Source organism: Acaryochloris marina S15 (assembly GCF_018336915.1).
GTDB lineage: Bacteria > Cyanobacteriota > Cyanobacteriia > Thermosynechococcales > Thermosynechococcaceae > Acaryochloris > Acaryochloris marina_A.
This window is the reverse complement of record NZ_CP064923.1, coordinates 5,382,031-5,404,614: the sequence shown is the minus strand read 5'-3', so window position 1 is coordinate 5,404,614 and position 22,584 is coordinate 5,382,031. Positions and strand designations below refer to the sequence as shown.

Annotated in this window: 18 protein-coding genes; 9 read left to right on the top strand and 9 right to left on the bottom strand. The window is 49.4% G+C overall.

What is annotated here, in order from left to right:
- The first annotated feature begins 15 nt into the window (after positions 1-15).
- Entirely contained in the window at positions 16-1,176 is a 1,161-nt protein-coding gene (locus I1H34_RS24615; RefSeq protein ID WP_212663497.1) for a DUF58 domain-containing protein, read from the top strand.
- An 85-nt stretch (positions 1,177-1,261) separates the two neighbouring features.
- Here I1H34_RS24615 and I1H34_RS24610 read toward each other — a convergent pair whose 3' ends face one another.
- Positions 1,262-6,319, bottom strand: coding sequence for a C39 family peptidase (locus tag I1H34_RS24610; RefSeq protein ID WP_212663496.1), 5,058 nt, complete (start codon positions 6,317-6,319; stop codon positions 1,262-1,264).
- Positions 6,320-6,734: 415 nt separating this feature from the next.
- Between I1H34_RS24610 and I1H34_RS24605 the strand changes: the two genes are divergently transcribed.
- Entirely contained in the window at positions 6,735-7,049 is a 315-nt protein-coding gene (locus I1H34_RS24605; RefSeq protein ID WP_212663495.1) for a hypothetical protein, read from the top strand.
- Between the two features lie 82 nt (positions 7,050-7,131).
- Here I1H34_RS24605 and I1H34_RS24600 read toward each other — a convergent pair whose 3' ends face one another.
- The 4 genes from I1H34_RS24600 to I1H34_RS24585 all read right to left on the bottom strand — a co-directional run bounded on the left by I1H34_RS24600 (position 7,132) and on the right by I1H34_RS24585 (position 9,107).
- Positions 7,132-7,605 (bottom strand): gamma-glutamylcyclotransferase family protein, encoded by a 474-nt coding sequence (locus I1H34_RS24600; RefSeq protein WP_212663494.1) that lies wholly within the window; start codon positions 7,603-7,605, stop codon positions 7,132-7,134.
- Between the two features lie 14 nt (positions 7,606-7,619).
- Positions 7,620-8,132, bottom strand: a complete 513-nt coding sequence (locus tag I1H34_RS24595; RefSeq protein WP_212663493.1) for a pentapeptide repeat-containing protein — start codon at positions 8,130-8,132, stop codon at positions 7,620-7,622.
- A 71-nt stretch (positions 8,133-8,203) separates the two neighbouring features.
- Positions 8,204-8,533: a YbjQ family protein gene (locus I1H34_RS24590; protein ID WP_212666425.1), complete on the bottom strand. Its 330-nt coding sequence runs from the start codon at positions 8,531-8,533 to the stop codon at positions 8,204-8,206.
- 97 nt (positions 8,534-8,630) lie between these two features.
- Entirely contained in the window at positions 8,631-9,107 is a 477-nt protein-coding gene (locus I1H34_RS24585; protein ID WP_212663492.1) for a hypothetical protein, read from the bottom strand.
- Positions 9,108-9,626: 519 nt separating this feature from the next.
- Between I1H34_RS24585 and I1H34_RS24580 the strand changes: the two genes are divergently transcribed.
- Positions 9,627-10,097: an NADAR family protein gene (locus I1H34_RS24580; protein WP_212663491.1), complete on the top strand. Its 471-nt coding sequence runs from the start codon at positions 9,627-9,629 to the stop codon at positions 10,095-10,097.
- Here I1H34_RS24580 and I1H34_RS24575 read toward each other — a convergent pair.
- Together I1H34_RS24575 and I1H34_RS24570 are read right to left on the bottom strand one after the other, a co-directional pair.
- Positions 10,087-10,860, bottom strand: coding sequence for a pentapeptide repeat-containing protein (locus I1H34_RS24575; protein ID WP_212663490.1), 774 nt, complete (start codon positions 10,858-10,860; stop codon positions 10,087-10,089). The two genes, I1H34_RS24580 and I1H34_RS24575, sit on opposite strands and share 11 nt — an antisense overlap.
- 123 nt (positions 10,861-10,983) lie before the next feature.
- Positions 10,984-12,834, bottom strand: coding sequence for a DUF3685 domain-containing protein (locus I1H34_RS24570; RefSeq protein ID WP_212663489.1), 1,851 nt, complete (start codon positions 12,832-12,834; stop codon positions 10,984-10,986).
- 132 nt (positions 12,835-12,966) lie between these two features.
- Here I1H34_RS24570 and I1H34_RS24565 point away from each other — a divergent pair, with 132 nt between their 5' ends.
- From I1H34_RS24565 to I1H34_RS24550, 4 genes are all read left to right on the top strand, one after another.
- Entirely contained in the window at positions 12,967-13,659 is a 693-nt protein-coding gene (locus tag I1H34_RS24565) for a rhomboid family intramembrane serine protease (protein WP_212663488.1), read from the top strand.
- Positions 13,660-13,682: 23 nt separating this feature from the next.
- Entirely contained in the window at positions 13,683-14,891 is a 1,209-nt protein-coding gene (locus I1H34_RS24560; protein WP_212663487.1) for a hypothetical protein, read from the top strand.
- Positions 14,892-15,457: 566 nt separating this feature from the next.
- The gene (locus tag I1H34_RS24555; protein ID WP_212663486.1) at positions 15,458-15,883 is read left to right on the top strand and encodes an endonuclease domain-containing protein; all 426 of its coding nucleotides are present in this window, start codon (positions 15,458-15,460) and stop codon (positions 15,881-15,883) included.
- A 227-nt stretch (positions 15,884-16,110) separates the two neighbouring features.
- Positions 16,111-18,375: a GUN4 domain-containing protein gene (locus I1H34_RS24550; protein ID WP_212663485.1), complete on the top strand. Its 2,265-nt coding sequence runs from the start codon at positions 16,111-16,113 to the stop codon at positions 18,373-18,375.
- Positions 18,376-18,491: 116 nt separating this feature from the next.
- On the opposite strand, the gene I1H34_RS24545 is transcribed toward I1H34_RS24550, so the two are convergent.
- Positions 18,492-19,271 carry a transposase gene (locus I1H34_RS24545; RefSeq protein WP_212663484.1) on the bottom strand — a complete coding sequence of 260 codons (780 nt, stop codon included), beginning with the start codon at positions 19,269-19,271 and terminating at the stop codon, positions 18,492-18,494.
- A 155-nt stretch (positions 19,272-19,426) separates the two neighbouring features.
- On the opposite strand from I1H34_RS24545, the gene I1H34_RS24540 reads away from it, so the two are divergent.
- Positions 19,427-20,668: an ISAs1 family transposase gene (locus I1H34_RS24540; protein WP_249369176.1), complete on the top strand. Its 1,242-nt coding sequence runs from the start codon at positions 19,427-19,429 to the stop codon at positions 20,666-20,668.
- A gap of 113 nt (positions 20,669-20,781) precedes the next feature.
- Here the strand turns inward: I1H34_RS24540 and I1H34_RS24535 are convergent, their stop codons facing one another.
- Complete coding sequence (locus tag I1H34_RS24535; protein ID WP_249369586.1) at positions 20,782-21,489, bottom strand: HlyD family secretion protein; 708 nt, start codon at positions 21,487-21,489, stop codon at positions 20,782-20,784.
- Positions 21,490-21,608: 119 nt separating this feature from the next.
- On the opposite strand from I1H34_RS24535, the gene I1H34_RS24530 reads away from it, so the two are divergent.
- Positions 21,609-22,157: a PadR family transcriptional regulator gene (locus tag I1H34_RS24530; protein ID WP_212666424.1), complete on the top strand. Its 549-nt coding sequence runs from the start codon at positions 21,609-21,611 to the stop codon at positions 22,155-22,157.
- Positions 22,158-22,584: the final 427 nt, after the last annotated feature.

Here is a 22,584-nt window from a genome sequence, read left to right as displayed (position 1 = left end):
GCAGCCCCCTTCCCTATGCATCTCATCCATAAACTCGCTTCTTGGTTAGAAACCCATTGGGCCGTGCCAGCCTATGCGGGTTGGGTAATCTTGGGCCTCACGACATTTTTTTTGCTAGCTGCGGCGAATACCCTAGCGGGCTGGTTATACGTTCTAGGGGGACTGGGGTTAGGGCTGTTATTGGTCTCTGCCGTTTTACCGATTAAGTCTTTGCAAGGGTTGGAGGTGGAGCGACTGCCCCTAGTGCCCGTTAGTGTGGGTGAATCCCTGAATTTAGGGTTAAAGCTGTCTAACTCGACCAAATCTGCGAAGTCCCTGTTACAGGTCCAGGACCACCCACCCAAAAATCTGGGAGCCGTCACCGCTCACAGCATTGCTGATATTCCTTCCCAAGCGACCCACACCTGGACCTATACCCTTCAACCGGAACAAAGGGGGGTCTATCGTTGGCAAAATGTACAGTTGCGAAGTGCGGCACCCTTAGGACTGTTTTGGTGTCGCCGGAGTCGCCCCGTCAAGGCCAAGGCGATTGTCTATCCCCAAATCTTGCCCTTACAGCAATGCCCCCTGCTAGATCATTCAGGTCATGAGCAAGATCGCCAGCGTCAAGCCCAACAGATTGGTCCCCACAACAATAATGAAGGGGTAACTCGGTCAATTCGCCCCTATCGCTGGGGTGACCCTCTGCGACTGGTCCATTGGCGCACCAGTGCCCGCCATAATGAACTGCGCATTCGCGAGCTGGAAATGTTTGCGGGGGGGCAAACCCTGGTCATTGCTTTGGATAGTTCTGGTAACTGGCAGTCTGATCAGTTTGAACAAGCGGTCATTGCCGCAGCGTCTCTCTATGCTTACGGCCAAAAGCATCAAGATCAGGTGCAGCTATGGACGGCCCAGATCGGGTTGCAAACGGGGCGACAAGCCATCTTAGAAACCCTCGCCCAAGTGCAAGCCGGAGAAGTGACGGTTGCGCCGCTTCCCCAACAGTCTGTTGTCTGGCTGACGGCTGATCCGAGTGGTATATCAGCATTACCGCCAGGAAGTTGTTGGCTATTTTGGCCGCATCCTAATACTGCAAATGGTCACCAACAGGGAGGCCAAGGGTTAGTCATTGAATCCGATCAGCCTTTACAAGCTCAGCTGCAAATCCCTATGACTGCTGCCCAGCGACACTGATCTGCCATTGATCCTGTCACCGGACTAGCTGATGTATGCCCTAGGGATTGTGCCAGGGCCAAGGGGTAGGAGGTAACTGCCGAATTCACGGATTCATAATTTTGAGGATGAGAAAAAAGAACGTTCCCAGTAGATAGATAATGGCCCAGAAGATATCGGGTGGAATGCTTTGGGAGAGAGCCCAGATATAACCGCTGATACTTTGACGCCGTTTAGCAATTCTCCACACGCTATTCGAAAAAACATGCTGCCAATAAAAACGACTTCGAAACTCGGGATGCACAGCCATCGCTTGCTGGACATGTAACTTGGCTTGTTCCATACGCTGATGACGGGGCAGTTCTTGGCAGTCAATCGCCAGATTGGCTTTCACTAGATATTGAAGAAACAGATATTCCTTTTCCAAATATTGTGGATTAATGTCCTGCAAATATTGACTGGCTTTGGCAGTCTGCCCTTCATAGCTCGCTGCATAAGCTAACCAGAGCCGATGGACTGGGGTGCCATCATCGTCTGGGAGTGTGAGGGCATATTGACTGACTGGGATAGCGTTAGCAGGATCCTTGGTTGCTTGGAATGATTGAACCAGATTGAGTAGCATCCAAGGCTGCACCTCACTACGATTTTTCCAATCGGATAACCATTTGAGATTGATTTTGTGCTCTTTCCGTTCTGATAAGGCATACCCCACGATGCCCCAGGTTTCAGTGTGCGATCTCAAGACGTCACGGTTCGCCCTAAGAAACTTCATCAGGGGAGCGGAAGAATTGCGATAAGACAAAATTCGGATATAGGTGATCAGTGCCTGTCTTTGGACTGGATTTTCAGGATGGAACTTACGTAATTGCTTCTGGCAAAATTTCTGCTGCTTCAGCTTGACACAACAATAGACCCAGTGATGCCCGACCTGTGGATAGACCTTGGGCTGAGGGAAGGCGTCAAATAAAATGGTTTGGGCTTGAGTGGTCCAATTAGCCGCAATCATAGTCTCAACGGCTGTGTTCAAGGGCCATTCAGAGTCGCAGGGATAGAGACACAGTTTCTCTAAGGTTTGAGTGGCAGTACTAAGGTCATTTTGTCTGGCTGCTAACTGGACGGTACGAGCCAAGACAAATTCATCATTATCCTGCTCCCTTAATTGAGCTAGGGTCTTTGCTGCTGACTCAGTCTCCAGGCCCTCTAATTCCAGATCAAATAGACTCAACCCTGCAAAGCTATATTCAGGATCTAGTTCAAAGGCTTTGCGAAAATCTGCTTTCGCGCCTAACCGATCCCCTGTTTTGTGTTTAGCGTCTCCCTGATATCCCCACGAAATGGCATCTTTGGGAGCTAGCCGCACCAGCTGTTGCGCTGCAGTTAGATATCCTTCTAGGTTGTTTTGTTGCCGATACCAATCGGCCAGGGTATACCATCCCGCATAATAGCCAGGGTCTTTGGCAACCACAGCCTGCATGTCTTGGATGGCCTCGTCAAACTTGCCTTGCTGGTATTTAATCCAAGCGGCCCGAGCTGCCAAGGATACGGGTAAGTCATCATCTAATTGGGTGGGAGTACAGGTTGCGATCGCATCCTCAAATCGCTCCGCGGCTGCCAACACCCGAGCCTTCAAATCATAGGCATCCCAATAGCAAGGATTGAGCTCAATCGCCTGATCTACAGCAGCAAGCCGTTCATCCAGCGTGTCCTCCTCGGCCAGGTGCTCAGCTAACCGCAACCAGGATTGGGCCTCTCCCGATCGAGTGACTGTTAGCTCCCGAGCCAGATCTGCGGTTAGATGCAGACGCTCCAATGCTTGAGCCCATTCTCTTAACTTGTTCCATCCCCAGTCATAGTTAGAATCAAGGCGAAGGGCCTTCTGTAAGTGCTGCAGTGCGGTCTCTTGGCCATCCAGTTTCCACAGTGCATCTGCAAGATAGCCATGAAGATAGGCCTCCAGGGGTGAATGCATCAGGGCTGTTTCTAACAGGGCTTTGCATTTGTCTAGAGCATCAGTGCGGTCATAAAGATCCGCCAACTGTTGAATGGCGCTGTCCCACCCGGGATTAATTCGTAAAGCGGTTTGCAGGGCTTGTTCTTCTGCCTCATCATCCTTGCGGGTACGATGCACGATCGCTAAATCCACCCAAACTCTGGGTAAGAGGGGAAAGCGCTCCGCTGCTTCCCCTGCAATTGCCAAGGCTTCCGTTGTTCGGTCGCTGCTGAGGAGCTGCCGACTCCTGACGGTCCAGGCCTGCCATAAATCGGGCCGAGCGGCATGAACTTCTTGTATGCGTTGATCAAAGTCTGCGGGCGTCAAGACAGTGCGAGCGTATTGATAAAAGGTGAACAGGCTATCCCCCGTAATCACCTGTTGCTGAAACTCTTGAAAGATAAAGTCGAGAACGTCTTTTTGTTCTTCTATGGACTGGCAAATATCCATCAGTTCTGAGATGGCTCGGCTAGAGTCTACAGACCGTTGAATCGCCTCTTTAAACGCGGTCTTAGCGGTGGGCATGTCTTTTGCCAAAATGCAGAGACACCCATAGATGGTGAAATAGGCCGTGCTGTGAGGATCTAGGTGCTGAGCGGTTTCGCAGGTTTCAAATGCTGCCTCTAGCTGCTGTTGTCGACCCAATTGCCAGGCAATCTGTCGCCAGGACCAAGCGTCTTTAGGGTTAATCTCCACCAGTCGTTGCAGCACCTGTTCTGCGACGATCGGATCTCCCTCTTGCACCTGTTCATACCAGAGGTGATGTAACCCGGCATGGTCAGGGAAGGTGCTGCAGGTGGCTGCTAAAAACTCACGGGCGGCAGTGACTCCTTCCTGTTCTGCTAACAGTTGACTGACAGCGCGATTCGCCTCGATATCCAAAGGATCGGCTGTGACGAGCTGTTGCCATAGGTCGAGGGCTTTGTCAGGCTTGTATTCAAACTGCGCGAGTTTGGCAGCCGTACTTAACCAATGACTATGGGCTGTTTTGGCTTTGGCCTCGTCTAGCAGGGTATGGGCTTGGGCAAACTGACCATGCTCGCCCAGGTACTTGGCCCGATATAACAGTAAATCGCCATCGTCCGGGTGCCAGGCTTGGGTTTGTTCCAAAACCTCTATGGCTTCGGACGGGCGATCTAAATGGTCATAGGCGATAGCCAAAGCATAAACAGGACGGGTCGACTGCTTTTGGTCCCGGTGCCACCGTTGTTGTAAGAGCTGTAAGGCCACAGACGTTTGTCGACAGCCCCGAGCTGCCAGAAAATAGCTGTGGCCATAGGTTTGCTCCTTATCTTCTAGACAGGCTGCAAACCGATATAAGTCCAGGGCTAGGTCAAACTGGCGTTGTGACCAATACAGGTTAGCCAATAAAAAGTAGTTATAGGCTTCCGTCGGCATTGCACCGATAGACCGCAGCAGCAGACCAATGGCTGATTCACTCGCCTTGGCATCGTCACTGAAGAGTTTGGCTAGCCGAGTCCAAAAAATGGGATGGAACTGGTCCTGCTCAATCATATGGGCGAGCCAATCGAGGCAATCTTGGCGGCTGGCCAGTTCCTGTAAGTATTGAAGTTTCTGCAACATTAGCTGTGGGGCAGCAGGAAACTGCTCCAGCATTTGTTCTATGACGGTCAAACCACTGGCTTGGTCAGAATCATAGTAAGCCAGCTCGAACTGAGCCTGGAGGGCAAGGCGATGGTGAGGAGCGACCCCATTCATCCGTTGGCTCCAGTCACTGGCTGTGGAGCGATCATGTTTGAGCAGCGCTGCTTGTAGATCGTGGAGCTGATCGTAAAGACGGCTGTCAGGAAGTTCTAGGGTTTCTAGTAGTCCCGCTTTCTTAGCAGGAAGAATGACCATGCCTCGGGGACCGGATGCCCGATACCGCTCTAGAAACTCCTCCGCCCAGGGTTCAACAATACCCCGGTGGTAAGGGTCACGAATCATGAGGGTTTGCAATCGGCTGTCATAACCAATCACGGCCTGTAAGTGGGCTGATGTGGCTTCAACGGTACTGAGGGTAAAAGGAACGCCTGCATCAATCAGCTGGATAATGCTGTCCCAGGTAACCGTAAATTCGCAGACCGCCCATCCTTGTTGACTGGCCCAGTCCCGCTCACTATAGCTAGACGTACCGTTGTAGCAGATGCTGTCCACAATCTGATGGTGATCCACCGAGATGCCCCAATAGGCACAAAGGGTGGTCAATGTGGCGGGGGCACAAGTCATGTGGTGTTGGCGCACAAAACCGACGGGCAAAATCACCCGTTTCCCCTCGGGTAAATCCAGCAAGCGTTGGGCTAAGGACTGGTAGTAGGGATACTCCGCCAATTTCTGAGCCAAGTGATGGGCGTGATTAAAATCCGCCATCTGATAAGCAATGTCAGCTTGGGCGGACCACAGTCGGGCTTGCCCTGCCTTCTCTAGGAGTGGGCAGGCTTGTTCATATTGCTGATAACTGTGTTGAGCCTGGGCATACTGCCCTAACTCCAGTTGAAGTGCAGCCAATTGGGCCCAAAGCTCACCACTTTCGAGCTGAGTAGTGGCCTGCTGCAGTAGGTGCAGTGCCTGGTCATCTTGGCTTAAGAGGGTATGTAAATGGGCTGCTGTCAATACAGCAGGGCGATACCAGGGGCGCTGTGCCAAGGCCTGTTGGGTCATGGCCAAGGCCTCTGGATAGTTATCTTCTTGCTCCAACAGACGAGACCGGAGAAGGGTGATCCAAGGATCGTCTGGGGCTAGGGTTTCTGCCTCTTGGAGATAGGCATCCGTTCGATCAAAGTCTCGGAATTCTAAAACCACCTGGGCTTTTAACCCCAGCCAATGGGCTTGTTGGTCCGGTGTGAAGCGCTCAAACTGCGGTTGGTACTTTTGGATTAGACGATAGGCAGCTAAGGGACCCTGCCGCCAAAGCCTTGTACTGATGTAGTAATACAAGGCGTCTGGATCGGTAGGATTCTGTCGCCAGGCTCGAAGTAATACAGCAGCTCGCTGTCGGGGTGCCCCCAGATACCCGACTAGTCGGCCTGCCAAAATTTGGGTCGCTGTGTCTTGCCGGGTCGCGAGCAGGTCAACGGATTGGCATAATTCATAGGCCTGGAGATAGAACCCTTGCTCCATTAAGGCAAATAGACGATCAAAGACAGACTGGGAGAGTTCTACCGATGTTTTCATTAAGATCTAGACAAGATAAATGATGGATAGGCTGATCCTTCGCCCCTCAAAACTGACAGACTGCAATCGTTTGAAGAGAGGTTTGGCCACCAGCTATGGCTAGACCGTAATCAGACCTTCTATATCGTTATGATTCCCACTCTAAAGTCAGCTTTCGACGCTTAATTGCAGGGTCTAAAGGGGAGAAAAACAGCTTGTCGACAAAAATGCTGAATACTGCCGAGAATGGGTAAAATTCAAGATTTTATCTATAAAATGATGTCAGTCCTGGCTGCTCTCTAAGCGCTTACTTTGGGGGTAACAGTAAACTTAGATAAAGTAAATTAGTATAATCTAATACATTTTTCAGGCTGATCTCAGCTAGGAATTCCATACTGTTCCCATAAGCAAATGAGACTATAAGTAGGTCAGGAAGATGAACACGAAAGCCTTACTTCATACCGCATTGATTTTTGGTTCTTTAGCCAGCGCATCAGCCCTAGCACCAACCGCCCATGCAGGGACTTTAGTGACCTGCGGTCCTAATGGTGCTGCGTCTATTGTCAAAGTCGTACCTGCGGGTTGCCGACATCTGTCCGCAACCTCTGCTCCTAAGCATTCACCAGATAATTCTGTAGAAGAAGCTCGTTTGGGCTTTACCTTCAAAGCCTCGGCCCCTGAAGCTCAAGAAACTCAACCCGTAGCGGTTGATCAGAAGGCTCAACCAGAGGTCGTTGCGACCCAGCAATAACCCTAATTGGGCGTTTTTTAGAGATCCTCATGTCTGACTCAGTCCTCTGGATGCTTCCCCCTAGCCCAGAGGACTGATTTTTTTAAGGCTCTAGATCCCAGGTATCCTGTTCATCGGCTGCAGGGGATGGACTGAGAGAGTAGTCATCCATCCAAGCATGGACTTGGACTAGAAACTGGGGTAGATGTGAGGTGCGAAACTGTTCTGCATTCCACGATCGATGGGATAACTGATTTATTTGGCTGAGGGGAACAACATAGGTATCGGCATATATGGTTGAGTGCTCGGGCAGAACGACCGTTACGGCTTGTCGGCTATACAGATCCCCTTCGAAGTAATCGAGGCGGTGGAGGGAAATGGGATCGATATCGAAATAAATTCTACCCAAGGTGGACTGTTGACCGGTTTTGATAATGCCTGGGTAGAGTTGCTCCACAAGACAAAACCGCTCATATCCAGGCAACCAAGCGTCCGTTGCTGGAAAGTGTTGACCTGTAACCGCTTGCATGACTTCAGGAAAGGTGAGCGTTCCGTAGGTGAAAAGGTGGACGGTCACCAACCCAATTCAGGTTAAGGATTCTCAGGCAGCGTATCTTTGATCAGCGACTCTTCCTGTTTAACCTCTGCTTCTGAAGCGCTAGGGGGTGGGGAAGTTGGGCAGTCGTCTAAATCGACATCAGCATCCGTCAAGTCCGTCCCGGCAAGGGTGGCAGTACAAACATCAGCGCCTTGCAATTTGGCACTCCGCAAAACAGCTTGGGTAAAGTCAGTGCTGGTGAGCTGGGTGTTTTCTAAATTGCTGCCGTAGAGATAGGCGGCGGTGAAGTTAGCATTTTCTAAATTGGCATTCTCTAAATTACTCAGCAGTAAAGAGGTATTGCGGAGGTTGGCCCCTTGCAAGTTAGCATTGCGAAGATTGGCACGGATCAGAATTAACCCACTTAAATCAGCGCCACTGAGATCGCAGCCTTCGCAGGAATTAACTTGTTTAAGTTGGGCAACATGTTTAGGGTCTGCGGCGAGAGCAGAGCTACCTACAGTCACCCCAAGGGTGAGTGCAATCGCAAAAACACCAAATCTCATGCGTTTTTCTTTACTTCCGTCGCGACAGCTCCAAAACGTACTGTAACAGATTCAGCTAAATGGGACGAGTCTTAACGGGCCATTTTTACGGCTGTCCCAGCTGCAGTGATTAACAGTAAAACTCCTGTTTCATCAATATTAATGGTGTCGGTACTGACCCGAACCCCGATGACAGCATTCGCGCCTAATCGATCTGCCCGTTTTTCCAGCTCAGCAATGGCATCCTGCTGTCCCTTTTCAAACACTCGTTCATAGCTGGCGGTGCGACCACCGATAATATCGCGAATGCCTGCAAAAAAATCTCGCAGGGCATTACTGCCATACACAACTTCAGCTGTGACAATGCCGCAATAGCTTTCGATAACAGCGCCCTGAATGACATCCGTTGTGGTCACTAACATGTTGATCTTTCCCATAGGTTGAAGTCTGGTGTTTGGATGATTATCTAATAACTGAGTAGCACAGGGATATAGAAAATAGGAGAGCTAAAAATGGAGGCTAGTCCGTGGGGATGGGGTTAACGATTTGCCAGACATTGTAAAGGGCTGCGGCCAGGAAAAATATAAAGGCTCCCCAAAAACCCAAGCCATATTCTGCATTGAACCCCACATAACCTGCCCCTTGTTTGGTCAGCTCTTGATCTAAACCAGACTTGATGGACAGAATTAAAAACGCCCCTAATCCACCTGCACAAGCTGGTAGAACTTTATTGTTACGGGTTTGCTTGATTAGACTGCTGCCTAATCCCACTGCACAACAGGTAAACGCGAATATTGCTTTGCCATCTGCAGGGATTTTCTTAGACTCGGCTGGCCCGGCAAACGATGGCGTTTCCACCGTCGTCCCTGTTGTCATCTGTATGCCCGATAACTCCAATACCGGGGTGCGATCGCAAGAAATCGTGATGAAGGGCAAGAAGAAACAAATGAGAACAATCGCAAAAAAAGAACTAGAAATTTTTCGAGAGGTAGGCATTGACTCATCCTTTCGTCATTATTTTTCGCAAACCCGTCATCGTGAAAAATATTGGGCTTAAGATGTATAACCCCTCAGAAAAATATCTTTTTTTGGAAGCTTTAACCTAAATCTTTCAAAAATTTACAGGTATGACGATCTGAACGGATTGAAGCGCTTGGTGTTGGGGCCATACGGAGTAAAGCGATGGCAAACCTGGCATCACCGGAAATGGGCATAAGATGCTCAGGGCCATTGTTGAGCATGGGTTGATCATCTGAAAACAGGAACCAGCGGTTTGAAGCAGGACCATGAGCTGTGTGCTCGGGATGGGTGCTATCCCTTTGGCAATATGCTCTAGCCCGTCTGGATGTGCTGAGCCTTGGGCAGAGTCAGGAGGGACTCATGGATGTGCAATTTCAGTCGTTAGAAGTGCACCCTTTCCAGTGTGGAGTTTGGCAGTTGTAGGAAAAAGAACGTTCTTGCTAAGTCAGGTTTGCTGTCATCATAGAAATAGATAGTCGGGTAAATTAGCTGAGGATGACCATTTTCTTCTACAAAGTCCAGGATCCTTACGGATGTTTTTCCAATTTTTCACTTTATAGTATTGACCTGCAAGGACAGACCTGGCCCACCTCAGAACATTACTATCAAGCCCAAAAATACCAAGGTACGCCTCATCAAGCCTTGTGTGAAGAGATTCGACAGACATCGACCCCTGAAGCTGCTGCAGCCATAGGGCGTAATCCCCTATATGCCGAGCAGGACAATTGGGATGTGATCAAGCCTGAGATTATGTATGCTGCTGTGCACGTTAAATTTTTAACTCATCCGACGATTCAGGCCGAACTGTTGTCCACGGGGGATGAACGGATTGTCGAAAATTCGCCCTTAGATTCCTATTGGGGCTGTGGTGCCGATGGCAAGGGGCATAACCAGTTGGGAAAAATCTTAATGCAAGTTCGCCAAGAGATTCGCCAGTTGATTCAAACGGGGGCGATTAGTGGGTGACGCTAACGGCCATTGCTGGAGTGAGATTGTTGACTACTCGCTGATCCGGCAGGATGGTTCGAGACAAGATGGCGTCTTGCAATCTTTGTAGCTGGACTTGGGCATAGGCCAAATTAGTGCTGCTTAAGTTGGCCTGCTGGAAAATAGCGTCCGTCAGTTGGGCAAACTTCATACGGGCTTCGCTGAGTTCTGCCATGCTCAAGTTGGCGTGGCTGAGGTTAGCGCGATCTAGACAAGCACCAATGAGGCAAGCACCACTCAAATTAGCCCCTTTCATGGAGCTATCTTGGCAGTTCGCTTCGCTGAGATCCGCGAACATTAAGGTTGCAGAATCTAAGTTAGCACCGGTGAGATTGGCATCCCGCATATCGGCATGGTTGAGGGTGGCTCCCCATAAATAGGACCGTTGCAAGTTGGCCCGTTGTAAATTGACTTTACTCAAATCTGCTTTGAGGAGATAGGTGCCTCGGATATAGGCATCACTTAAGTTGGCCTCGGCGAGGACACTACCCTGAAAATTAACGCCCCATAGATTGGCACCACATAAAAGAGCACCGGCTAAGTTGGTATCGGCGATGTAGCTATGTTTGAAGTTGACCCCATACAAGTAAGCGCCCTCCAAATTCATATGGCTGAACTTGGACTTAATAAAGGTCGAGCCGGACAAATTTTGCTGGCTTAAGTCCGCATTTTTTAACTCTATTTCACAAAAATCTCGTTCTCCGGCGGCGTAGCGCTCCAGTAGCTCGGCTACTTGCATCATGGTTCAACCTATTCAAATCCTTAGCTTTGATCTTAGTCATTGGCTTCTGGAAGTGAGAAGAGTGAATATACCGATCACGAGAGAATTTTAGGGAGCCCCGATGGTGAATCTACGGACCGGAGGCTATTTTTCTTGATGGCTTTTACGGCTGACGAAAATGTCTTGCCAGGTGCCGCCGACCCCTTGCAAGATGCCGCGACCAATTAACCCTAAACCCCGCCCAACCACTTGGGTAAGGATATAGACGACCCCTCGACCCAGGAAGGTAAAGGTGGCCTGTAGTGGGGGTGCGATCGCATCCCTTCCCTCCAAAGCCAAGGTGACGAAAAATCGAGTCCCTTGGAGCTGTTTCAGCTCCTGATCACGGGAGCCATAGACGGCGATTTTCTGCAGCCCAGCCTCACTAAACACGATTAATCCATACTGACTTTCAAAAATTTCTGTGGGCTCTTTAAACAACCGCCGAGAACGGTAGTGATTGGAGAGGGCATTGCGAAACCGCTCGATGTCGCGGGTAGAAATTAAAGACCGGTCGTAGAAGCTTTGTTTAATCGCTTCATTCGTAGCAAAGCGATTGAGCAACGGCTGCAGCACGCCATTAGCGACACTCACCACGAGGTTGCTCAAGAGGGCTTCTGCCTGGAGCATGGCTTCGGGAGAACCGACGGCGGACAGGGTATTGTCAACCAGTAAAGGGGCTTTAAATAGGAGATGATCCAGCAGTTCCGTCACCAGGGGGATTTTGTCGAGAATTTCCGCTTCGACAATGGCCTGATCTTGTTGGAGCACACTGACAATTTCAATATCCTCTAGGCCTTGAGTATTTACAGATGAGGATAAGGGGATAGTCAAATACTTGCCAAAAAAGTCGGCGGTAGACCCGAGCCACAGGTCTTGCAGAAGTTTGGCTCGTTTGGATACGAGTTGCGATCGCGTCACTTGGGAATAACTCAAATCCTCAACTACGGTTTCAAATTGCTTGAGCACAATCAGAAATAAATCCTGGCGCTTTTGGGCTTTGAGAATATCAATTTCTAGGGGATCTTGGGTGCGATTGGAGAGGCTGGTGGGGAGTTTGGCCAGTAACCCATCCAGCAGCACGGTGGTGATTTCTGGCTGAGCAGCGAGGTCACCCCCGTCACTAATTTCGGTAATCCGCGAGGGGACCGCCGTTAACTCATCGGTTTCCCACGGATCGACATTAGCCCAAGAAAAGGCAGGCTCCTCGGGTTCTAGAGGCTCTTCATCAGAGTCATCACTTTGGCGTTCCATATACTGGCGCACCAACCAGCTCACGGTTTGTAGTTCCCGCTCTCGTCCCTCATTAATGGTTCGCTGCCATTGGGTAAGGGCTTCTCCTTGGCGACGGCTTTGGAGCTGCTCCAGGGTTTGTTCAATTTGCTTTAACCCCGTTTGCATAAACACTTGCCGCAACAGGGTAAAGGCCGTCACATTTTGGGTGGCTATCTGGGGGGTGGCAGCGGGCTGCTGGACGATCTGGGCCTGGGCCTTCTGGGCTGAATCCCAAACTCGCTGTCCTTGGCTGGCTCGCCGGAGCTGCTGAATTAAGGTGGGGGTGTCCACACTGCCTTTGCGGCAGAAGCCTTCCACCCCTACTTGCCACAGCTTGGTGAGCTGATCGGGTTCGACGGTGGCCGATAAAACAAACAGGGCCAGATGGGGATAGCGCCTCTTCAACTGTTGACAGAGAAGGCCATTCGCTTCGGTATCTGCAACGCGACTGATATCGAGAATCAGTAAGTCCAGGGATTGCGGATCGACGTCTGGGCTGGTGTCTGCTTCGGGCTGAGTCGAGAACAGCTGTAAAACTTGGGCGGGATCTTCTGCTTCAGCCACTATCTGAATATCCGGCACGGCCTCTAGGCACGCCTTTAACCCGACCCGAAAGATCGGATCGGTATCCGCTAACATGAACTGAAGGGGTTGTGTCTGTGCTGCTGCCTGCTCTGTCATGCCCTGTCCGGTTTTTAGAGCCTATGCTCCTGAAATCGCTAATCCTGGTCAGACCCATCGCTTAGTTCAGGAGAGCGACTTGGCCCCATGTAGAGAATAGTGCACTTTTAGTGGAATCGATCAAAAAAAACTGTGGTACCCCTACGCGATAATAACCCCACTCGGATTACGCCTTTTGTTACCTATGTTCTGATTGCCCTGAATGTGGTCGTTTTTCTCCATGAATTGCGCCTAGGGCCAGAGCTAGATGCCTTTTTTCGCCTATGGGCGGTGGTTCCCCGAGACTTGACCGCTAGTTTTCAGGGGCAACCCACGGGATTGCCTCATCCGGCTTGGATTACCCTGTTTACCTCCCAGTTCCTGCACGGGGGAATTTTGCATATTGCCGGGAATATGCTGTTTTTATGGGTGTTCGGGAATAATATTGAGGACCAGCTGGGCCATGTAAAATACTTGGTATTTTACCTCAGCTGTGGTGCTCTAGCTGCCCTCAGTCAATGGTTTTTTAGCGTCAATTCTGATATTCCTTCCTTGGGAGCCAGTGGTGCGATCGCAGGGGTGATGGGGGCCTATATTATTCGCTTCCCCAAGGCGCAGGTCTTGACCCTGATTCCCCTAGGATTTTTCTTTTGGACGGTCAATCTGCCTGCAGTCTTCTTTTTGGGGTTCTGGTTTGCCCAGCAGGCTTTTAATAGCGTCGCTAGCCTGAATGCCCCCATGAATATGGGAGGGGTTGCCTATTGGGCCCATGCTGGCGGCTTTGTGTTTGGGGCATTGCTGGGACCATTGATGGGGCTGTTTGATAACGATCGGTCCCGCCGTTAACGTGTGAGTGTGAAGCTGCTTTTATGGTGAAGATTGCTCCATCAATTCAACTGATCGGGCTGATCGGTTGTTCAACACTATTGGTGAATTGCACCCTCTTGCGTAAGCAAGCCTCTGAACCCGATGCCTTTCGGTTAGAAGCAATGCCTATTGAGTATGAGTCTTTAGCGTCTAAGCCTGCTGTGCCCTTGAGCAAGGTGTTTCAGCTTTCTTTTTATGACTATGACTTCGACTGGAAGAAGGTGATCAAAACCGTTGACGTTGCGCCCCTTCAGTATCGCGGCAATAAACCCCAGTTCGCCCTTGATAATAACGGTCGAGAATATGTAACCTATCCCGTGCCCGGTCGCACCAATATAGAAGGCAAGTCGGTGCTAACGGATACGCCGCTGAATTGGTATGGCCAGGGTCCGGCGATTGTGTTTGAGCCTAAACCGGGCACGGTGATTTTGCCCCTATTGCCCGATCACAGCTATAAGACGGTTAAAGCGGAGGTGGAGAGCACGGGGGGCAAGGTGCTGGGGATTTTTGGCACGACGTTCAAGGGCTTTACCAAAAAGAAGGAATCGATTCCCCTTAGCTATGCCTATTTCAATCCCAATCGATTGCCGAAGAATGCGGGTAAAACGGATTTGCCTGTTTATCGTTCTTCCAAGATTTCTGGGCAATCTGCCCCCAATATTCTGTTGTCGGGGTTGGTGACCTATGCCGATGGGCGGTCGGCTTATCTGGATTTCAGTGATCTGGAAGGGGAGGGGAAGACCAGTAATGAGCGACTGGATGATATTAAGGGGCAAATTCGCAAGGAGCTAGAGCAGCTGGAGGCCCAACCAGATGTGGCGATGGTCACGATTGATACCCATGGGGTGATTCGCCAGCCGAAGGATATTGAGGCGGTGTTGGAGCGGGGGGAGTATAAGCGGGGTGGTCCGTTTTTGCTGCATGAAACCCAGTCGGTGGCGCGGGGGATTCGGGTGTTTGATGAGGAAACGAAGGCGTATGTGGGCTCTATGATTACGCCGTCTTTGTTGATGAAGGATTGTTTGACGGTGGCGAAGCAAAGGTTTGGGGAAGATGCGGTGATTCAGTTTTTAGATGGGGATGCGCCTGCTGCGGCTTATTTTGAGGATTATGATCCGACTGCAGATTTGGAGTTAAAGGATCCGATTGTGTTGAATGCGTTTCGGTTGAGGGGGGCGAAGGGGTTGGAATTGGTTGTTCAATACGATTGAGCAGTGCCCTCAGTTATAGGATAAAAATTGAAGCCATCACTCTCTGCCGTCATCATGAGCTGGGTTGAGAAGTTGTTTTGAAAGCCTAGTTAAACCCTGCATTTGCCCCCTAAATCCCCCATTTTGGGGGACTTTGAGATTTATGATGATCCTAGATGGGAGACCTTCAGGAGATGGCTAGAACACAATAAGGCAGTGCCCTCAGTTACAGGACAACAATTGAAGCTATCACTCTCTGCCGTCATCATGAGCTGGGTTGAGAAGTTGTTTTGAAAGCCTAGTTAAACCCTGAATTTGCCCCCTAAATCCCCCATTTTGGGGGACTTTGAGATTTATGATTATCCTCGATGGGAGACCTTCAGGAGATGGCTAGAACACAATAAAGCAGCGCCCTCAGTTACAGGACAACAATTGAAGCTATCACTCTCTGCCGTCATCATGAGCTGGGTTGAGAAGTTGGTTTGGAAGCCTAGTTAAACCCTGAATTTGCCCCCTAAATCCCCCATTTTGGGGGACTTTGAGATTTATGATGATCCTAGATGGGAGACAGGGTTGGGGGTAACAAGATGCGAGAGAAGCCAACGCAACACCACCGCATTCGCGGCACGACTCCAGCAGTCGTTGCCGCCGCACGACGACTAAGACTCAATCTGACACCAGCCGAACAAAAGCTGTGGAAAGCACTGCAAAAACGTCAACTCAGCGGCCTGAAATTCCGCTGTCAACACGCCATTAGTTCGTTCATTGTCGATTTTTACTGTCCCCAATGCCGGTTAGTGATTGAGCTAGACGGCGACATCCACAATCAGCAGGTGGAGTATGATCAAGCCCGTACCGAGCAGCTCAACCAGCTAGGTTACCGAGTGATCCGATTCCATAACTCAGACGTCATGCACCACCTAGATCATGTACTTCAGCAAATCCGATATGCGAGTGAGCAAAGCATTGATCGACAATCAAAGTCCCCCAAAATGGGGGATTTAGGGGGCTAATACAGAAGATGTTGGCAAAATCAGACATGCGAGTGAGCAAAGCATTGATCGACAATCAAAGTCCCCCAGAATGGGGGATTTAGGGGGCAAATGCAGCATAATTGAGACTGTTGACTAGAAAAACATCGGATCTAATTGTGAGGAGTCGTGCTCTCCTAAAAAACATACCCCTAGCTAGCTGAAAAAGTTTTGTCTTGTATTAAAAGCAGTGCCATATTTCTAGAGCTATGACCAAGACTGATAAACCTACTCCAAAACCTAAAGCTAAGGTTTCTCTCAGTGACCAGATTGCAGATGTTGTTGTTAAAGCAGTACGGACAGGCGGGGTGACGGTAGGTGGAGCAGGTGCGTTTTGGTCTCTGTTCAATGATAGTGATATCCCCAAAGCCTTGGCATCTGGGGTGATTGGTTTGGGGATTTCCTATGGAGCCAGTTTGCTAAACCCGGTTCATAAAGGTACTCAAGATCGCCTAACAAAAGCAGGAGAAGCAGCCAATAAAGCGATTGATCATGGCATTGCTAAAGTTAGTGGCGTAGAAGAACAGTATTTTCGATGTCAAGCTTGGGCTTGCCGTCGCCAGAAATCTGAAGGGGTGATTCAACACGATGGCATTTTCCGGCCTCTACTGGAGGAGATTTATGTTCCTTTGCAATTGGACCGGAACTCCTTACCGTCGGGTTTGAGAGAGTCTCCTATGCAACATCCTACAAAGCTTTCCTTTAATGAGATGCAGGAGAGTGAAATTTGGGATTTTCTGAGTAAGACCTGGAAAGACTCAAACTTCATGACCCACAGCCAAATTGGGGTACTGGCTTGGGGTGGTTATGGCAAAACGACGCTGCTAAAGCATATTGCCTATACCTATGGCATGAACCAACAAGGTAAATACGGTGTACCCAGACGAGTCCCTTTTTTGCTGGTGCTGCGTAAACATCGAGACCTATTGGCTCAAGAGCAACCACCGACTTTACCGGAGTTGATTAGAAATCACCATATTCCAGATTTGCCGGATTTTGATAAGTTAGCTGATTTACCAAAAGATTGGGTTAAAAAGAAGCTTAATCAAGGTGAAGCAGTGGTAATGCTGGATGGCTTCGATGAGGTGGCCTCTGGGCAACGTCCGGTGGTGGCTCGATGGATTAATGATCAGATGCGCCATTACAGCAAATCAGTATTTATAGTCACTTCACGTCCTAAAGCCTATAAAGATCAGGAGCTAGTCGACCGATTGGAACTTCCTATCCTTTGGGTGCAAGACTTTAGCGAATCCCAACGCCGAAATTTTGTAGAGAATTGGTATTTGTACCAAGAGCAATATGCCAGTGGGGGAGAGTTGACTCCCGACGTTGAGCATGCTGCAAAAACTGCCGCTGAGGAACTGCTAACCCAAATTGAAGCGCGGCAAGAGCTGAAGGATTTAGCCAGAAATCCACTCTTGCTGAATATGATTGTGTCGTTCCATTGGCGATATCCCGGCGCAGAGTTACCTAAACGCAGGGTTGAACTATATCGAGAGATTTGTACGTTACAGCTTCGAGACCGGCCAAGGGCACGAAAGCTGAAGACTTGTTTAATCGATTGTGAAGCCCAGCTTATCTTGCAACGGTTGGCGTTATCCATGATGGAAGCCCATGAGGAGCGGTTGGGTCACTCTGACCTAGAGGAACGAATCAAGAAATATATAAAACTGCAACAGGAACAAGTTGAACAAAAGAATTTCTTGGCAGAAGTGGTGCAAATTAGCGAATTGCTGGTAGAGCGGGAATTGGGTGAATTTGAGTTCGCTCATCTCAGTTTGCAAGAGTATTTGGCTGCCACTCAGATTGCTGATGATAAGCAAGAAGCGTTGCTTTATAAACATCTCCAGAATGATTGGTGGAAACAGACGATTTTGCTCTATGCCTCCCAGGTCAACCCTACGCCATTGATTCGGGAAGCTTTGCGCCAAGAGGCCATTGATTTGGCCTATACCATCCAGCAAGACACTACCAAACGGCTGGACTTAACTGCAGAGGAATTGGCTGCATTTGAAAAAACTACCTCCCAAGTTGAAACGTCTCGATATGCCAACCTAGAGACGCTTCTACAAACCCAACAATGGCGTGAAGCCGACCAGGAGACCTATCGGTTGATGATTACCACCGTGGGGAAAGAAGAAGGGCAATATTTGAATAGCGATGACCTAAAGACTTTTCCCTGCGACGATTTGCAAATGCTGGATCGTCTGTGGGTTAAGTACAGCGATGGCAAGTGGGGCTTTAGTGTTCAAAAACGGATTTGGGAAGAGTGCGGAAGCCCGACAGATTACAATGAGTTTACAAGAACGTTCTGCGATCGCATCGGCTGGACAAACAATGGCAAGTGGCAAAATCCAACATACGATCTCGAAAATTCTCTTGACGGAGAATTACCGTTTGGATTTGAGGGAGAATTACCGTTGGGTATTCTCTCTTCTCTCGCGCAATCTCTTCTCTCGCGCAAAGACTTGTAGACTGTAGCACGAGACAGTCCTGAGCATTTTTAAATTTCATTTCCACATTCAGATCAACATAAAACCCGTCCTTTTAGCGATTCCTTACCTGGCACCTAGCAAACCCAATTTTTTATCTATAACTGTATAAAATCAGGCTCATATCGAGTCTTCACCACCTCCGGGTTTAAGCAATTTGCCAACACAAACTTCATCGCCACTGCCTGAATCTCTGGGTCTACCCCATCCCAATCATCCCAAGGCAACCGAGTTTGTCCAGGGGATGGTTTATGGACTTTCCGCTTTAACCTCAACTTCGCCAATAGGTTCGTGCCCCAATAAATGCGCTTGGGTGGTTTGGGCTTGGGCTTGTACCGCTGGCAAAAGCGCCGATAAGCCCGAGCACAAATTTCAATTGTCGCTCCCAACGCCAGAAAAGCTGGATGCCATTGGCTAATTCCGTCATTGGTTAGCCGCTCATAGCTGCCATAGTTGCTGTAATCATAGAAAAAGCCCTGCTGCATCTTCGCCGCTTTCGGGTTGGCATGGATATACCGCAGCGTATTCAACGCCCGTCGCTTATCCGTATTCGGAAACCCCGTGCTGTGATAGCGCTTTTCCCAGAAGTGCCCACTGCGATTGAGCATCCGGTTAAAACACATGGCCGTATACCAGTTCAGCCAGTGCATGATTTTGGGCAGGTCCTGGGGCTGGGCAGGTTCCAACAGGTAATGGACATGGTTGCTCATAATGCAGAGGGCATACAGCTTAAAACCATATTTGACCTGGCATTTATGAATGGCATAGAGCAAAACATCCCGACATTCTTCCCGCACTAACCGAAAGTCACGATTATTACAGCGGGTGGTGATGTGATAGCAATAGCTAGGTTTCAGCGTTCGCGGATGACGTGGCATGGAGCATCTCTAAGTAACGTCTCTAAAGACGTAACAGTCACCTCACTGGCAATCTAAAACAAAGTGTTCCGCAGGTCTAATAGAACCAGGGGCAGCGCAAGAAAAATGAAGCTGTAATATGCTTTGGAACTCCATTCTGTTAAAAGGGTTTCCCCATGGCTACAGGATTCAGCAAGCCTCCTTCCTCACCAGCTTCCACTGACTCATCCTCGTCACTCCTGCCTGCCAGTGATTGCGATCAGGCTTATCAACAATTGTCCGAGTGTTTTGAAGATTTGCCTGATCCACGTGGAGGCCAAGGTGTCCAGCATCCGTTTGTCAGCATCGTCGTGATTGGACTATTGGCAAGTTTAGGTGGCGCACAAGGGTGGGAAGACATTGAAACCTATGGTCTAAGCCATCAAGATTGGTTGTCGAGTTTTCTGAGGCTACCGTCCGGGATACCGACAGCAGACACCTATCGACGAGTGTTTGAGCGTATTTGCCCCTCCGCTTTTGAGCGGAGTTTCAATCACTGGTTGGATCAGGTAGTGACAACCCTCGGCGCTCAAGTGATACCGATTGACGGCAAACAACTCAGAGGTTCCTATGATCGCAATCAAGACCAATCCGCATTGCATCTGGTCAGTGCTTGGGCCAGTGAGTATCGGTTATTTCTAGGACAGGTCAAAGTTGCAGACAAGAGTAACGAAATTACCGCTATTCCAGCACTGCTAGAGCTATTAGACATTGCCGGGTGCATTATTACCATTGATGCAATGGGAACTCAGCACGAGATTGCCCGCCACATTCAAGCTAAAGAGGCTGACTATGTGCTGGCCCTCAAGGAGAATCATCCCACGCTGTTTGAGCAGGTTGAGCAATGGTTTGAAACGGCTGAAGCGAATGAGTTTAAGGGCATTGAGCACAGCTATGATGCCCGGGTGGAAGCAGGGCACCATCGTCGCGAGAAACGACAAGTTTGGGCCGTGTCCCTTCAACAGATGGGTCCTCTCTACAAGCAGGCGCAGTGGAAGGGCTTGCAAACCATCGTCAAGGTCGCTCGGACCCGCCACTTGTGGAACAAAACCACCTATGAGGTGATGTTTTATATCAGCTCTCTACCGCCAAATGCTCAGCAGTTGGGCAAAGCCATCCGCCAGCATTGGTCGATTGAGAACCAACTCCACTGGGTCTTAGATGTGACCTTTGGCGAAGATGCTAGCCGCATTCGCACAGGACATGCACCGGAAAACATGGCCATCCTGAGGCGCTGGAGCATCAACCTTCTCAATCAAGAAACGTCCTTTAAGAAAAGTACCCGTCAAAAACTAAAACGGGCGAGCATGGATGAAGCGTATATGCTCAAAGTTCTAGGCGCTTCTATTCCTTTACAGTCTAGCCTTTCAGAGGCTTGATTTTCTTGCGCTTACCCTGCTAATAGAACCTACTGATTTGAGATGTTGCCAAGATAAATGTCGAGCTGGTTCAGACCCCCATCCCAGCCTTGGCCAACCTGCCTCATTCATCCCTAAGCTGAGATCGCAACTACCGTCTCAGGCTGATATTGACGAGATTTCTGATCTGACTTTTCCTGCTCCACCCGTGTCCCCGCTAGCAATTCTTCTAACCGTTTGTGAGCTTGGCCCTGGCGTTTTTTCAATGCTTGAGCGGCAAAATATCGTTCTTCAAAAGCCTCGCGGGAAATAGCCCCTTTTTCATAGAGTTCTTGGCGGCGTTTACTTTGCTTTTCTGCCAACAAGCGCTGCTGTCCTAAATCTTCAACGGCAGCCCGAGCCGCTCCAATCTCTTCCGTTCTCGGTCCTGTTTTTAGCTCTCGGAACTGGGCTTGGGCCTGGGCTTTTTGAGCCAAAAGCTGCTGGCGTTGAGCGGCTAAGCTACGAGTATCCAAACGAGCTAGGGGCATACCTTGCTGCACCCAATCCCCTTCATCCACAGCAATCTCAATCAAGGTCCCCGTCAGCTCAAACCCCAATTCACTGGTGCGATTTGCCTGGACTTCCCCCGCGTAGGTGCGCTGAATGTCATAGAAGGTAGACGGCTGCAGTGCCAAAGTAGCCACAGGCAAGATGGCCTGCCTAGGAGCAGGTCCAGTCTGAGGCGCACCCCAAGTTTTTATGCCAATCGCCACTGCACTCACTCCCAAAACCACCCATCCCAAGGTTCGTGGTGATTTCCAAGAGCGAAGTCTAAAAGAAGATTGAGCGCGTTTGGGCAACGAAGGGGAGGATTGAGTTATCGTTCATATCCAACTTGTTGATATACAATTTGTTGAGTATTCAACAATAATTTATACTCGCCTTGTTGGATATGTCAACGCCACCCCATCACCATTCCATGACTCTAGCCCACACGATTTTGACGGTTTTATCTGAGGCTCCCCATAGCGGCTATGACCTCAGCAAACGCTTTGAGGAATCGGTGAGCTGCTTTTGGAAAGCCAGCCAGCAACAGATTTATCGAGAGTTATCCAAAATAGAAACCCAAGGCTGGGTGACCTATGAACTGGTTCCCCAACAAGGCAAGCCAGATAAGAAGCTCTATCAGATCACAAATGTGGGTAAGCAAGAGTTGCTGGACTGGTATGCTCAGCCTTCCACACCTACGCCTATTCGCGAGGATCTCTTAGTCAAAGTACTGGCAGGCCCCTACGTACCCCGTTCCCTGCTGATTCAACAGGTCAAAGCGCGTCAAGCCCTCCACCAGAAAAAATTGGACCGATATCTAGAGAAGGAAATCTGTTTCCAACAGGTAGAAGCCCCAGAGCCAGCTATGCAATTCCGGTACTTGACCCTGAGACGAGGAATTCGATATGAACAAGAATGGATCGATTGGTGTCAAGAAGTGATTGATACTTTACAAGCAGATACCAGCAAAAGTTCCTAATCGAGCCGATGAGCTACTTGATGATTAGCTCAGTGACAACCCCAGCGCCAAGGATATTCTGAGTAATTTTTAGTCCATTAATGATAATTGATGGACTCACATACAGTCCCCACTACCATTAGGTGATATTTCTACAATTGGATATTTGACATCTTTAATAATAGTCCATAAACAATGTCGTAATTCTCTTGACAACATCAGAGAAATGACCCTTATTGGGCATCTTAAGAACATCATAAATTCAGGACTTCAATAATAGGTTTGGGCTTGAGAATGAACCATAATAATTCTATTTCAAAACTCTTGGTCTGTTTGGGGCTGATTGCCGTAACGAGTTGCGCCAAAAGTCAAGCTTTAAAGCCACCATCCGGGTTGAGTTTAGATACTTGGCCAAAACGATGCCGAGCATTAAAGCTAGGTTTATCAA